The sequence below is a fragment of the Marivirga arenosa genome, from assembly GCF_030503895.2.
GTDB classification, from domain to species: Bacteria; Bacteroidota; Bacteroidia; order Cytophagales; family Cyclobacteriaceae; genus Marivirga; species Marivirga arenosa.
The window spans coordinates 1,283,517-1,296,788 of the sequence record NZ_CP129970.2 but is presented as its reverse complement, the minus strand read 5'-3'; the positions used below and the strand labels follow the sequence as shown (position 1 = coordinate 1,296,788).

12 protein-coding genes are annotated in these 13,272 nt (G+C 35.0%); 2 read left to right on the top strand and 10 right to left on the bottom strand.

The window, feature by feature from the left end:
- Window positions 1-2: 2 nt before the first annotated feature.
- From QYS48_RS05705 to rho, 8 genes are all read right to left on the bottom strand, one after another.
- Entirely contained in the window at window positions 3-395 is a 393-nt protein-coding gene (locus QYS48_RS05705) for a hypothetical protein (protein WP_302103164.1), read from the bottom strand.
- 104 nt (window positions 396-499) lie between these two features.
- A complete protein-coding gene (locus tag QYS48_RS05700; RefSeq protein ID WP_308357887.1) occupies window positions 500-2,326 on the bottom strand; it encodes an ABC transporter ATP-binding protein in 1,827 nt (608 codons plus the stop codon).
- Between the two features lie 141 nt (window positions 2,327-2,467).
- Complete coding sequence (atpC, locus tag QYS48_RS05695; RefSeq protein ID WP_302103165.1) at window positions 2,468-2,716, bottom strand: ATP synthase F1 subunit epsilon; 249 nt, start codon at window positions 2,714-2,716, stop codon at window positions 2,468-2,470.
- Between the two features lie 10 nt (window positions 2,717-2,726).
- Window positions 2,727-4,235: a F0F1 ATP synthase subunit beta gene (gene atpD, locus QYS48_RS05690; RefSeq protein WP_302103166.1), complete on the bottom strand. Its 1,509-nt coding sequence runs from the start codon at window positions 4,233-4,235 to the stop codon at window positions 2,727-2,729.
- A 177-nt stretch (window positions 4,236-4,412) separates the two neighbouring features.
- Complete coding sequence (metK, locus tag QYS48_RS05685; protein ID WP_308357886.1) at window positions 4,413-5,669, bottom strand: methionine adenosyltransferase; 1,257 nt, start codon at window positions 5,667-5,669, stop codon at window positions 4,413-4,415.
- Window positions 5,670-5,751: 82 nt separating this feature from the next.
- Complete coding sequence (locus QYS48_RS05680) at window positions 5,752-6,462, bottom strand: SAM-dependent methyltransferase (RefSeq protein WP_302103167.1); 711 nt, start codon at window positions 6,460-6,462, stop codon at window positions 5,752-5,754.
- Window positions 6,463-6,498: 36 nt separating this feature from the next.
- Window positions 6,499-7,641 carry a magnesium/cobalt transporter CorA gene (gene corA, locus QYS48_RS05675; RefSeq protein ID WP_308357885.1) on the bottom strand — a complete coding sequence of 381 codons (1,143 nt, stop codon included), beginning with the start codon at window positions 7,639-7,641 and terminating at the stop codon, window positions 6,499-6,501.
- Window positions 7,634-9,268, bottom strand: a complete 1,635-nt coding sequence (gene rho, locus QYS48_RS05670; protein WP_308357884.1) for a transcription termination factor Rho — start codon at window positions 9,266-9,268, stop codon at window positions 7,634-7,636. Before rho ends, corA begins: the two co-directional genes overlap by 8 nt.
- 251 nt (window positions 9,269-9,519) lie before the next feature.
- Here rho and serS point away from each other — a divergent pair, with 251 nt between their 5' ends.
- Window positions 9,520-10,794, top strand: coding sequence for a serine--tRNA ligase (serS, locus tag QYS48_RS05665; protein WP_308357883.1), 1,275 nt, complete (start codon window positions 9,520-9,522; stop codon window positions 10,792-10,794).
- A gap of 224 nt (window positions 10,795-11,018) precedes the next feature.
- Window positions 11,019-11,999 carry a YpdA family putative bacillithiol disulfide reductase gene (locus QYS48_RS05660; protein WP_308357882.1) on the top strand — a complete coding sequence of 327 codons (981 nt, stop codon included), beginning with the start codon at window positions 11,019-11,021 and terminating at the stop codon, window positions 11,997-11,999.
- Window positions 12,000-12,025: 26 nt separating this feature from the next.
- On the opposite strand, the gene QYS48_RS05655 is transcribed toward QYS48_RS05660, so the two are convergent.
- Together QYS48_RS05655 and QYS48_RS05650 are read right to left on the bottom strand one after the other, a co-directional pair.
- Window positions 12,026-12,658, bottom strand: a complete 633-nt coding sequence (locus QYS48_RS05655) for a hypothetical protein (RefSeq protein ID WP_302103170.1) — start codon at window positions 12,656-12,658, stop codon at window positions 12,026-12,028.
- A 24-nt stretch (window positions 12,659-12,682) separates the two neighbouring features.
- Entirely contained in the window at window positions 12,683-13,108 is a 426-nt protein-coding gene (locus tag QYS48_RS05650; RefSeq protein ID WP_308357881.1) for a hypothetical protein, read from the bottom strand.
- Window positions 13,109-13,272: the final 164 nt, after the last annotated feature.

Genomic DNA, 13,272 nt, shown 5'->3' with positions numbered 1-13,272 from the left:
AATTATGATTGGGAATTTAAATCATCAGTTTTGGTTGAGTCTGAATCTGAGTCTTCCTTTTTATTATCTTTTGCTTTTTCAACATCTTCAGTTGTAGAAGTTGAAGCACTTTTGACTTCAGATTCTCTTTTATCATAAAGTTTAGCTTTAATTTGATTGATTTCATTTTCATGATTTTCAATCAGTTTAGCTTTAGATTTTTCTTGTTGCTGGAAAAGGAAAATAACTATTAAAAACAAAATAAGGCCACCGATAGAGCTATACTGTACCAAATCCATTTGTTTGAATAAATCAAAAAGGAAGTTCAAATCATTTTTACCTATTGAAATAATAACAACTGTGGCAATGTGAAAAATTAATAGAGCCACAAATAGTACAGTTTTAAAAGTCTTCATAAAAGTGGTGTTGTCTGTTTTACTTATGAATATAAACAAATATAGAAATTATTTAATAACTAGCAGTATATACATCTGCTAAAGCCTTTTTTAAAGATACTAGGCTAAGAAACTGACTGTATTTCAATTAGCTTTTTATAAACCCCATTCTTCTTTAATAAATCATCGTGCTTACCTTTTTCAATGATCTCACCTTCTTGCATTACGTAAATCTGGTCAGCCTCCTGAATAGTACTAAGCCTATGGGCAATAACAATTGAGGTTCTGTTTTTCATTAAATTAGTTAAGGCATCTTGTACTAATTTTTCAGATTCAGAATCCAAGGCTGAAGTAGCTTCATCCAATATTAAAATGTCAGGATTCTTTAATATGGCCCTCGCAATACTAATTCTTTGTCTTTGTCCCCCTGAAAGTTTTGTGCCCCTCTCTCCAATCATGGCCTGGTAGCCACCATCCATTTGACTGATAAAATCATGGGCATTAGCTACTTTTGCTGCTTGAATTACCTCTTCAAGTGTGCATTCAGGTTTCCCGAAAGCAATATTATTAAAGATGCTATCATTAAATAAAATGGATTCCTGACTTACAACTCCCATTTTTGATCTGATGGATTCCACAGTAAAATTTTGTAAAGGTTGACCATCGATTTGAACTTCTCCAGAATTAGGGTCGTAAAACCTTGGAATTAAATCAGCTAATGTAGATTTACCACCACCTGAAGGACCAACCAATGCAATGGTTTGACCTTTTTCAATAGTAATATTTATATTCTTCAATACGGGTTCTTCGCCATATGCAAATGAGACATTATTGATTTTTATCTCTTTTTTAAATTCAGTTAAGTTCTTCGCTGAAGGCTTATCTTTAATAGCAGGCTCTAAATCAATAATTCCAAATATTCTTTCTGCTGAAGCTAATCCTCTTTGAACATTGCTAAAAGCAGTTGATATTTGTTTTGCAGGTACCAGTAATTGTGAATAAATCGCAATAAATGTAATGAAGCTACTAGCGCTCAATTCTGAATTTCCATCTAAAATCATAGAGCCACCGATAAGCAAAACGCCAACCACAACAAATACTCCTAAGAATTCTGAAATGGGGCCAGCAAGAGATTGACGTTTTTGCATGCTTACATTATAGTGAGCATAATTTTTAACTTCTTTTTGGAATCTGTTTTTTGAGAATGTAATAGCATTGAATGCTTTGATGATTCTCATCCCACTTAATGTTTCTTCTAATATTTCAGAGATCTTCCCTATTGATTCCTGACTTTTTCGGGCTTTCTTTTTTAATGAAATTGCTATGTAGGAAATAATAAAGCCTGAAATTGGTAAAATTATAATAGAGATTAATGTAAGCCTTGCTGAGATAAAGAACAGCGCAACAAAATAACCAATCAATAAGAAAGGCTCTTTGATAATAACCTTTAAGCTATTTACAACTGTTTGTTCTACTTCCTGCACATCAGCCATTACTTTAGACATGATGTTTCCTTTACGCTCTTCTGTATAATAACCAATGTGCATATTAACTAGCCGGTTATATAGAGCGTTCCTAAGGTTTGAAATTGCATTTGCTCTAACAATGGCAGATATAACAGCTAAAAGGTATTTGAAAATATTGGCTAATAGAATACAAATTATCAGGATCACACAAACAAATTGCAAGGCCTCAAATTTGTCTTCTTGCATAATGGAAAGAAAGTAATAGTCGAAAGCATTTTTCAGATAATCAATGCTTAAACTGAAATCAGGAATGCTTTCAGGTATATTTTTTGCCTCTTCAACCTCGAATAATACGTTTAAAACTGGAGCTAATATCCCTAAAGTGATAACACTAAAGGCAGCCTGAAGTACTGCATATATGAAATATTGAGGAGCTAGCCAGCCTAGAGGCTTGGCATAAGCAAGTATCCTAAAATATGTTTTCATTAATACTTTATATTTAAATGCAATTTAAGAGAATAATGCTCTTTATTAGAATCTAGGAAAAGATATGATATACTATTGAAAAGAAAAAAGCCGACTCATATTGTACGAGTCGGCTTATCATTTTATAAATATTTAACTAAACTATTCTTCAATAACCTTTTCAGCTAGAACAGTAATGTTGTTATTTAATACTTCAACTACACCTCCTTCAACTACAATAGTTGTATCGTTCTTTCCATCAGAGTACTTTAAGTCTCCTTTGTCCAAAGAACTGATTAATGGTGCGTGATTATTCAGAACCTGAAAAGAACCATTGCTTCCCGGAAAAGTAGCAGAATCTACATTTCCTTTAAATACGTTTTTTTCCGGTGTAATGATTTCTAAAAGCATAATTTTAATTTTAAGCTTCAGCTAACATTTTCTCTCCAGCTTCGATAGCCTCTTCAATAGTACCTTTCAAGTTGAAAGCTGCTTCTGGTAGGTGATCTAATTCACCGTCCATAATCATATTGAAGCCTTTGATTGTATCTTTGATATCAACTAATACCCCTTTCAATCCTGTGAATTGCTCCGCAACATGGAAAGGTTGTGACAAGAATCTTTGAACTTTTCTTGCTCTATATACAGTTTGTCTATCTTCTTCAGATAACTCATCCATACCTAAGATGGCGATGATATCTTGTAATTCTTTGTAACGCTGTAAGATCTCTTTCACTCTTTGAGCACAGTCATAATGCTCATCACCTACGATGCTTCTCTCTAAGATTCTTGAAGTTGAATCTAATGGATCCACAGCAGGATAGATACCTAACTCAGCAATTTTACGAGAAAGTACTGTAGTAGCATCTAAGTGAGAGAAAGTAGTAGCAGGAGCAGGGTCAGTTAAATCATCCGCAGGAACGTAAACGGCCTGAACTGAAGTAATCGAACCATTCTTTGTAGAAGTAATTCTTTCCTGCATAGCTCCCATCTCAGTAGCCAAAGTTGGCTGGTAACCCACAGCAGAAGGCATACGGCCTAACAAGGCTGATACCTCAGAACCTGCCTGAGTGAAACGGAATATATTGTCAATAAAGAATAGAATATCTTTACCGCTTTCGTTTTTGTCTTTATCACCATCACGGTAGTATTCCGCAAGAGTAAGACCAGATAATGCCACTCTAGCACGTGCACCTGGAGGCTCATTCATCTGACCGAATACGAAGGTAGCTTTAGATTCTTTTAGTGCATTTTTGTCTACTTTAGAAAGATCCCATTTTCCTTCTTCCATAGATTCCATGAAGTCATCACCGTATTTTACAATACCTGACTCCAACATCTCTCTTAATAAATCATTTCCTTCACGAGTTCTTTCACCCACACCAGCGAATACAGATAAACCACCGTGTCCTTTTGCGATGTTGTTAATTAACTCCTGAATCAATACGGTTTTACCAACACCAGCACCACCGAACAAACCAATTTTACCCCCTTTAGAGTAAGGCTCAATTAAGTCAATTACTTTAATACCAGTATATAAAACCTCAGATGATGTAGATAAATCTTCAAATTTTGGTGCTTCCCTGTGAATAGGTAATTTAGTTTTACCTTCAGGTTGATCGATACCATCAATAGCATCACCAATTACATTGAATAATCTACCTTTAATATCTTCACCTGTTGGCATTGAGATTGGTTGTTCAGTATCTACAACCTCCATACCTCTAGTCAAACCTTCAGTACCATCCATCGCGATGGTTCTTACCCTATCTTCTCCTAAATGTTGCTGACATTCTAATACAATTGAAGAACCGTCAGATTTCTTTACTGTAAATGCATCAAAGATGTTAGGTAATTTTGCGCCTTCTGCTTCAAAGCTCACATCCACTACCGGGCCAATCACTTGGGTAATCCTACCAATATTTGCCATGATTTAATAATTATAATAAAATAAAGTTGCTCTTATTCTTTCAGGGTGCAAAGCTAAGGTTTAATTCAATTATAACAAAGCATTTTTAGCTTTCGCTTATCAACTCGTAAGAATTTTAATCTTAATCGCTTAGTAAAAATTAATAGCCTTAAGCTTTTTAAATTTTAACTGTGAAATTTACAGGCCAAAAGCTGCTTTTACTTTGTCAACGTAATCCAATTTTTCCCATGTAAATAGTTCTACCTCTTTCGAAAAAACTTCTCCATTGCTTGCGGTGAAAGTTTTCTGTATTGTTCGAGGCTCTCTTCCCATATGGCCATAAGCAGCTGACTCGCTGTACATTGGGTTTCTAAGTTTTAATCGGGTTTCGATAGCATATGGACGCATATCAAAAATTTCTGATACTTTTTTAGCAATTTCACCATCTGTCATATCAACATTAGCACTGCCATAAGTACTGATGTAAATACCCATAGGTTCTACTACACCAATGGCGTATGAAACCTGAACTAATATTTCATCTGCAACTCCGGCAGCCACCAAATTTTTAGCGATATGTCTTGTAGCATAGGCAGCTGACCTATCTACTTTTGAAGGATCCTTCCCTGAAAAAGCACCACCGCCATGTGCACCTTTTCCACCGTAAGTATCTACAATGATTTTTCTACCTGTTAGACCAGCATCACCATGTGGTCCACCTATTACAAATTTTCCAGTTGGATTAATATGATATTTGATATCATCATTAAATAACTTTTGTAATTCTGGTTTAAGCTGAGCCTTAACCCTAGGGATTAAAGTATTGATGATATCACTCTTGATTTTAGCTAGCATTTTAGCATCATCCTGATCAAAAGCATCATGCTGAGTAGATACAACTATTGTATCTATTCTTTGAGGCATATTGTCATCAGAATATTCAATTGTAACCTGTGATTTTGAATCAGGTCTTAAATATTGAATTTCGTTATTCTCTCTTCTGAGGTTCGCCAATTCCATCAAAATCTTATGAGAAAGATCTAATGCTAAGGGCATATAGTTTTCAGTTTCTTTGGAGGCATATCCGAACATCATACCCTGATCTCCTGCTCCTTGTTCTTCAGGATTACCTCTATCAACTCCTTGATTAATGTCCTGTGATTGCTCATGGATAGTTGAAATCACACCACAAGAATTGCCATCAAACATATATTCTCCTTTGGTATAGCCAATTTTGTTGATCACATTTCTTGCTACTTGCTGAACATCAACATAGGAGTTACTTTTAACCTCACCGCTTAAAACAGTTAGGCCAGTAGTAACTAATGTTTCGCAAGCTACTTTAGAGTCTGGATCAAAAGCTAAGAAATTATCTAATAAGGCATCAGATATTTGATCTGCTACTTTATCTGGATGTCCTTCTGATACTGATTCGGAGGTAAATAAATAAGGCATAATGTTTTTAATTTTCGAGCCGCAAATTTAACAGACTATTTATAATTATTTTAATTAATTGTTGATTAATGTCGGTAAGTTGTCAATCCCTACCAAAAAGAAAGATACACGGAACTTTATGTAGTTCGGGTTTATTCTTTTTCCAGTTTTGAACAGTATCCGTCTTAATCATCTCATCTTCCCCATTAATGTTTTTAGCAATACATAATTTAAGTTGCGGGGCACAAGTTTTTGTAATATCCGCTATTAACTGATTATTACGGTAAGGTGTTTCCATAAATATTTGAGTTTGCCCTGTTTTGAAAACGGCTTGCTCAAGCGTTCTTATGGCTTGTGTTTTTGCTTTCTTTTCGATGGGTAAATAACCGGAAAAAGCAAATGATTGCCCACTAAAGCCTGATCCCATTAAAGCTAAAAATATTGAAGATGGGCCAACCCAAGGTTCTACCTTTATATCGTTTTCATGCGCATAGGCTACTGCTCTTGCACCTGGATCTGCTATTCCTGGGCAACCTGCTTCTGACATGATTCCAATTGATTTCCCTTCGAGTATAGGCGCCATTAATTTAGGAATATCAACATCTTCCGTATTCTTGCTAAGCTCGTGAAAAGTGATTTCCTGAATAGCTTTGTCAATATTCATGGCACTTAAACACCTTCTGGCAGTACGGATATTCTCCACTAAATAATAATCTAATTGACTACAAAGCTTTATTAAATCAGGCGGTAATGCTTTTGATTCAGTCTGTGGAGCAATAACTGTCGGTATCAAATAAAGTACTCCTTTTTCCATACTTTAATACGTTATATAATTGAAGCGATTAGGATATTAAATCCATTTTTTGAATTTGAAAACAGCTAAGGTAAGGATAGCAATTCCAGTAATTAGTGACCAGAAATAAGCATAACCGTATTCCCATCCAAATTCTGGAACATTTTCAAAATTGATTCCATAAACACCCGCAATAAAAGTCATGGGTATGAAAATAACAGAAAATATTGTGAGGGTTTTCATTACCTGATTTAGTTTATTGCTAATCACGGATTGGTATAAATCACCCAAACTCGAGATAAAATCTCGATAGGTTTCTACAGAATCAATTGCTTGAATGGTATGATCATAAACATCACGAATATAAAAGCGTGTTTGCTTACGAATTAGTTTTATTTCATCTCTTTCAAGTTTACTGATAACCTCACGAAGAGGCCAAACAGACCGCCTAATATGGATAAGTTCACGCTTCAAGGTGTAGAGCAAATCAAAATCTTTCTTTTGACCTGAAAACATGATGCGTTCTTCAATTTCTTCCAGTATATCTCCGAATTTCTCTAGTACTATAAAATAATGGTCAACGACTGTATCTACGAGCGCATATAGCAAATAGTCAAGACCTTCTTTTCTGATTCTACCTTTACCTGCCCTCAGTCTATTACGAACTGCTTCAAAAGTATCTCCTTTTCTTTCTTGAAAAGTAATTAACAGATTATCGGTTAGAACAAAGCTGACTTGCTCATTGATAGTTTTGTTTTTCTCCTCATCGAACTGGAGCATTTTCAAGGCAATGAAAAGATAATTTTCGGTATCATCAATCTGCGGTCTTTGTCCTACAGATAAAATATCTTCCATGGTTAGTGGATGGATTCCTAAAGCTTCACAAATAGACCTTATATTATCTACATGATGTAGACCTTCAATATTTAACCAATGAAAATTTCCATCTTTAGGCATATTGATAGCCTCTTCAAGGCTAAGATTTGTTCTCTCTTCGAGATGTTTTTCGTTGTAGGTGAACAGGTCAATGTTGAATGGGGTGTCTTTCCTAGTTCCTGTATATACAGCACTTCCGGGGGGTAAACCGGCAATTTTTGAACTTCCGTGGAACATTCCACGAAGGCCGGAATATAAATTAAGCGGCTCCTCAACAAGAAGCCGCTTAGGTAAGTTTATTATTTTCTTTGCTATCTTATCCATTCATGGAAATCAAGAACTCATTATTATCAACAGTACCTTTCATTTTCGTTAATAAAAGTTCCATTGCTTCACCTGAGTTCATGTCTGCCATGAATTTACGTAATATCCATACTCTTTGCAATTCTTCTTTGCTCATCAATAGATCTTCTCTTCTTGTACCAGAAGCAGGAACATCAATAGCAGGATAAATTCGCTTGTTAGCTAATTTTCTATCTAATACTAATTCCATATTACCAGTACCTTTGAATTCTTCAAAGATCACCTCATCCATTTTGGAACCAGTTTCAATTAATGCTGTCGCTAAAATGGTTAATGAACCACCATTTTCTAAGTTACGAGCAGCACCAAAGAATCTTTTTGGTTTGTGTAAAGCATTCGCATCCACACCACCGGATAATATTTTACCTGATGATGGAACAACAGTATTATAAGCTCTAGCTAAACGCGTGATAGAATCTAATAAGATCACCACATCATGACCGCATTCCACCATTCTCTTTGCTTTTTCCAATACCATGCTGGCAACCTTTACATGGCGATCAGCTTGCTCATCAAAAGTTGAACTTACAACTTCTGCTTTTACAGAACGCGCCATGTCAGTAACCTCTTCTGGGCGCTCATCAATTAATAAAATTAATAAGTAAGCTTCAGGGTGGTTTTCTGCCATTGCATTTGCAACCTCTTTTAGTAATTCAGTTTTACCTGTTTTTGGTTGCGCTACAATCATACCTCTTTGACCTTTACCAATTGGTGCAAATAGGTCAAGGATACGAGTAGAATATTTGTTAGGCTTAGTACTTAAGTTGAATTTCTCTTCAGGGAAAAGTGGAGTTAGGTATTCAAAAGGAACCCTATCTCTAATTTCTTCAGTGGTTTTACCGTTAACAGAAGAAACTCTTAGTAAGGCGAAGTATTTTTCTCCTTCTTTTGGAGGTCTGATTTGACCTTTTACAGTATCACCCGTTTTTAAACCAAATAACTTAATTTGAGATGGTGACACATAAATATCGTCTGGGCTGGCAAGGTAATTATAGTCTGATGATCTTAAGAAGCCATAGCCATCTTGCATCATTTCTAATACCCCTTCATTTTCTATAATGCCATCAAAATCCTTAATGTCGGCTTTTTTAGAACGGTTGTCATTTCTGTCGTTTCGATCATTACGATCGTTTCTGTCATTTCTTCCGCCTTTTTCCGGTCTGCTTGGTCTGTCGTTTTTATCACTAGAACGTTCGCTTCTTTCAGGGCGAGGGCTTTTTTCTTTAGTAGCAGTTCTAGGTTTACGTTCTGGCTTTTCTTCAGCTTCAGATTTGTCAGTCACAGGCTTTTCTTCGGCTTTTTTCTCAGTTTTAGCTTCAGGTTTTTCTTCCGCCTTAGCTTCTGATTTTGTTGCCCTTGGTTTGGCTTCTTTTTTTACAGCTGGAGCAGCTTTAGATTCCGTCTTAGCTTCTGCTTTCTTTTCTTCTTTTTTTGGCAATTCACTTTCAGGTAAAAGTGCTTGTTGATCCAAAATTTTGTAAATTAATTCTTTCTTTGGCAATTTCTTGTACTGAGCAACTCCCAGTTTCTCGGCTATTTCTTTAAGTTCAGAAAGTAGCTTTAAGTTTAATTCTTCAATATTATACATAAAGGGATTTTTACTTGTTCAGGCTTTGAGAACCTGATTTCTTGGTATGATAAATTTGATATAATGTTTTGGAAAATTTTGATCGAGACTTATGAACTTAGTCCCGTTTTGTTTTTAGATACTACAATGATATGCTAAGCATTTCTAATTGTCAAGCAAATTGAGAAATATAAACTAGTTTTTGCCATTAAAGCGGTCTTTCTATTTATAATACCATTAAAAATAGCTTATTTTGCCAAAAATTTTTGAAGATGTTACAAGTAGCAAATTTGCGTGAAAATAAAGCCAATGCTATAAAAGGCTTGCTTAAAAGAAATATTGATAATGCTGAAACTCTTATTGATGAGGTAATTGCATTAGACGATAAAAGAAAATCAATTCAGCAAGAATTAGATGCTGTTTTAGCTGAATCAAATCAGATTTCAAAAAGCATTGGTCTTTTAATGAAAGAAGGGAAGAAAGAAGAGGCAGAAGAAGTGAAGGCGAAAACTGCTGAGTTGAAGCAAAAGAGCAAAAGCCTTCAGGAAGATGCGCAAACTGTAGAGCAGGAATTAACCACTAAATTATATCAGCTTCCAAATGTGCCACATCCATCAGTGGTGAAAGGAAAGGGAGAAGATGATAATGAGATTTTATTGGAACATGGTGAGAAGCCTGATCTTTATGCTGGAAAAAAGCCTCATTGGGATTTAATTAAGGATTATGATATCATCGATTTTGATTTAGGAATAAAAATCACTGGCGCAGGATTCCCAGTTTACAAAGGAAAAGGTGCTAGAATGCAGCGTGCCTTGTTAAACTTCTTCCTTGATGAAGCCGAAAAACAAGGCTTTAAGGAAATACAACCACCAGTTGTAGTAAATGAAGCGTCAGGTATTGGCACGGGGCAATTACCGGATAAGGAAGGGCAGATGTATCATATTGAAGATACTGATCTATATTTAATTCCTACTGCGGAGGTTCCGGTTACGAATATATTCAGAGATGAAATTATCAATGAAGAAGATTTACCGATTAAACTAACGGCTTATACTCCTTGCTTTAGAAAAGAAGCAGGTTCTTGGGGCGCACATGTTAGAGGTTTAAATAGATTGCATCAGTTTGATAAGGTAGAGATTGTTCAGGTGCAACACCCGGATAAATCATATCAAGCACTGGAAGAGATGAGTGAGTATATTCAAAGCTTACTCAAGAAACTAGAACTACCGTATCGAGTTTTAAGATTGTGTGGAGGTGATTTAGGATTTACTTCGGCACTTACTTATGATATGGAAGTTTGGTCAGCTGCTCAAGAAAAATGGTTAGAAGTTAGTTCGGTATCTAATTTCGAAAATTATCAGTCGAACAGACTAAAATTAAGATATAAGGATGCTGATAAGAAAAAGCATTTATTACATACTTTAAATGGTAGTGCTTTAGCTTTCCCTAGAATTTTAGCCGCTATTCTGGAGAATAACCAAACTGAAAAAGGGATTAAAGTTCCTGAAGTACTTCAAAAATATACTGGCTTCGAATGGATTGATTAAGAGTGATTATTCTACATCATGCTAAACCTGTCAGGTTTAAGAATTTAATTACACTTCCCAGGTAATAAGTTCTTGTATTCATTTACTAAGAAAAACCTGACAGGTTTTTGTTTTTTCACCTGTTTACACTTGAGAGTTTTTTCATAAAAGCTCGAATTTCCAAAACTTTCAAGATCCTTATCGTATTAATTAAGGGTATAATACAACTTAAGATATTATTTAAGATGCAAAAAGTAGATGTATTAATAATTGGTGCAGGGCCAATTGGATTAGCATGTGGAATTAAGGCGGAATCAGAAGGTTTATCCTATTTAATAGTAGATAAAGGAACATTGGTAAATTCGCTTTATCATTATCCTTATGCGATGACTTTTTTCAGTACTTCTGATAAACTTGAAATTGGAGGTGTCCCATTTATTTCACATAATCCAAAGCCTACCCGCATGGAAGCATTAGAGTATTATCGTAGGGTGGCGAGTTCACATCAATTGAATACATCATTATATAATGAAGTGAAATCAGTTGAAAAGGTAGCTGATACTTTCAAGGTGGAAACCAAGAAATTCACTGTTGAAGCAGAAAACTTAATTGTAGCCACTGGTTTTTACGATTTACCCCATCATTTAGGAATACCAGGAGAAGATTTACCTAAAGTTTCTCATTATTACAAAGAAGCGCATCCTTATTTTGATATGAAATTAGCAATAGTGGGCGCGGCTAACTCAGCGGTTGATGCTGCATTAGAGTGTTATCGAAAAGGGGCGAAGGAAGTGACCATGGTGATTCGGGAAGAAGAAATTCGTAAAACTGTAAAGTATTGGGTGAAACCTGATATTGAAAACCGCATTAAGGAGGGCAGTATAAAGGCTTATTTCCAAAGTGAAATTACCGAGATCAGAGAGGATGAAATTGACATTAAAACCCCAGATGGAAATGTGACCATTGAAAATGATTTCGTTTTAGCCATGACGGGCTATGAACCGAATTATTCTTTCTTAAGTGAAATGGGAGTTAAAAAGAATAAAGAAGCGCCTTATGCCCCAGTTTATGATCCCAAAAGTATGGAAACCAACGTTGAAGGCATCTATTTAGCTGGAGTAATCTGTGGTGGAATGGAAACCAATAAATGGTTCATAGAAAACAGCCGTGTGCACGCGGATATGATTATGAGCAATATCAAAAGCAAAAGGATGATTGAGGGGTGATTTGATGTTTTATTAAGTCAGTTATTTCACCAAATATCAGCCCAGAAGATAATGGCGCTTGTTTCATCATTTATTGCAATACCTTTTGAGTAACCATGTTTCCAATCTTTAGGGGTGTATAAACCATTAGGTAATTTTGTTGAATCCATATATATCCCTGGTTTTGCTTCTAATACGTATAAATCGTACCCCTTGAGTCGAGTTGGGTTGCTATTTGTTTCGGACCAATCAGTTGAATAGAAGTTCGGAACTGGATATTTATTATGATGACAAGGCTTATCATTATAATCTATCTTCTTAGGGATTCTTTTTGACTTGTCAATTTTATACCAATTTGATTTATTTAAATGTTTATCAATTACCAATAGGCAAGAGTCACTAGTTTGGTATTTTGCCACAGCTACGTTTTCAATGCTGTCTTTCAGTAAATCTAATTCATTTTCTGATTTATAATATTTCAGCCAAACATGAGGGTGTGAATTTGTAGTGTTTTGACTGATTACATTTAAAGAAAATTCAATCGGAACGGTCTTTGGAAAATGAGAAATAAAATCTTTATGAAAATAATTAATTGCTGTACCGAATATTAATTCTCTTTCACCAAAAGAACATCCATTTAGTATTAAAACAAGGAGTATTAAAGATTTTAATATTTTCATATATTCCCTTTAGACTATTTAAAATTAAATAGCTTTAAAATTTCTTTCTTTAGCAAATCCGGAGTCCCAATCATCACCTTCAAACCTTTCTAGAGTCTTTAATTTGTTTTCAGATACTTCTAAAATTTTGATGTAGTAATTCTGTTGGTCTCCTAAATTGTTTTCGGAGCCCTCAATCTCAATGTTTTTAAACTGTAAGTAAATTTCATTATCATCTGTCCAGTTCCACTCTCCTGTTACTGTCATTTCATTTGCTTTTAAAGAATATTGACCGTCTTTATGGAAGCTGTGGTATTCCTGCCACTTTGATTCTCCATCTTTCACTGTTTTGGTTTCCTCAAGCCAGTTAGTGGAAGTTAATAAATCAGTTTTCGCTTGTTGGTTAGTTGTATTGCATGATGTTATGATAATGCTGATAATCAGTAGTAGTCCACTTAGGTTAGTTTTCATGGTTTTAGTTTTTAGATTTTCATAATAGGCATTTAAAATTTCGCTGTCAAGAAAAGGTAGTTGAAATACCTAATTGGAAAATAATTAAATAGTCAAATGCCAAATAATTAGAAAGGTCAATAGAACCTTAACTTAATACTCTTAGTATTTTAAACCTTTTGTAT

Excerpts from the sequence above, each read along its gene's own strand:
- metK (WP_308357886.1), bottom strand. The coding sequence starts at position 5,669 with ATGCCTTATTTATTTACCTCCGAATCAGTATCAGAAGGACATCCAGAT.
- atpC (WP_302103165.1), bottom strand. The coding sequence starts at position 2,716 with ATGCTTTTAGAAATCATTACACCGGAAAAAAACGTATTTAAAGGAAAT.
- QYS48_RS05700 (WP_308357887.1), bottom strand. The coding sequence starts at position 2,326 with ATGAAAACATATTTTAGGATACTTGCTTATGCCAAGCCTCTAGGCTGG.
- QYS48_RS05650 (WP_308357881.1), bottom strand. The coding sequence starts at position 13,108 with ATGAAAACTAACCTAAGTGGACTACTACTGATTATCAGCATTATCATA.
- QYS48_RS05705 (WP_302103164.1), bottom strand. The coding sequence starts at position 395 with ATGAAGACTTTTAAAACTGTACTATTTGTGGCTCTATTAATTTTTCAC.
- atpD (WP_302103166.1), bottom strand. The coding sequence starts at position 4,235 with ATGGCAAATATTGGTAGGATTACCCAAGTGATTGGCCCGGTAGTGGAT.
- QYS48_RS05660 (WP_308357882.1), top strand. The coding sequence starts at position 11,019 with ATGCAAAAAGTAGATGTATTAATAATTGGTGCAGGGCCAATTGGATTA.
- QYS48_RS05680 (WP_302103167.1), bottom strand. The coding sequence starts at position 6,462 with ATGGAAAAAGGAGTACTTTATTTGATACCGACAGTTATTGCTCCACAG.
- rho (WP_308357884.1), bottom strand. The coding sequence starts at position 9,268 with ATGTATAATATTGAAGAATTAAACTTAAAGCTACTTTCTGAACTTAAA.
- serS (WP_308357883.1), top strand. The coding sequence starts at position 9,520 with ATGTTACAAGTAGCAAATTTGCGTGAAAATAAAGCCAATGCTATAAAA.
- corA (WP_308357885.1), bottom strand. The coding sequence starts at position 7,641 with ATGGATAAGATAGCAAAGAAAATAATAAACTTACCTAAGCGGCTTCTT.
- QYS48_RS05655 (WP_302103170.1), bottom strand. The coding sequence starts at position 12,658 with ATGAAAATATTAAAATCTTTAATACTCCTTGTTTTAATACTAAATGGA.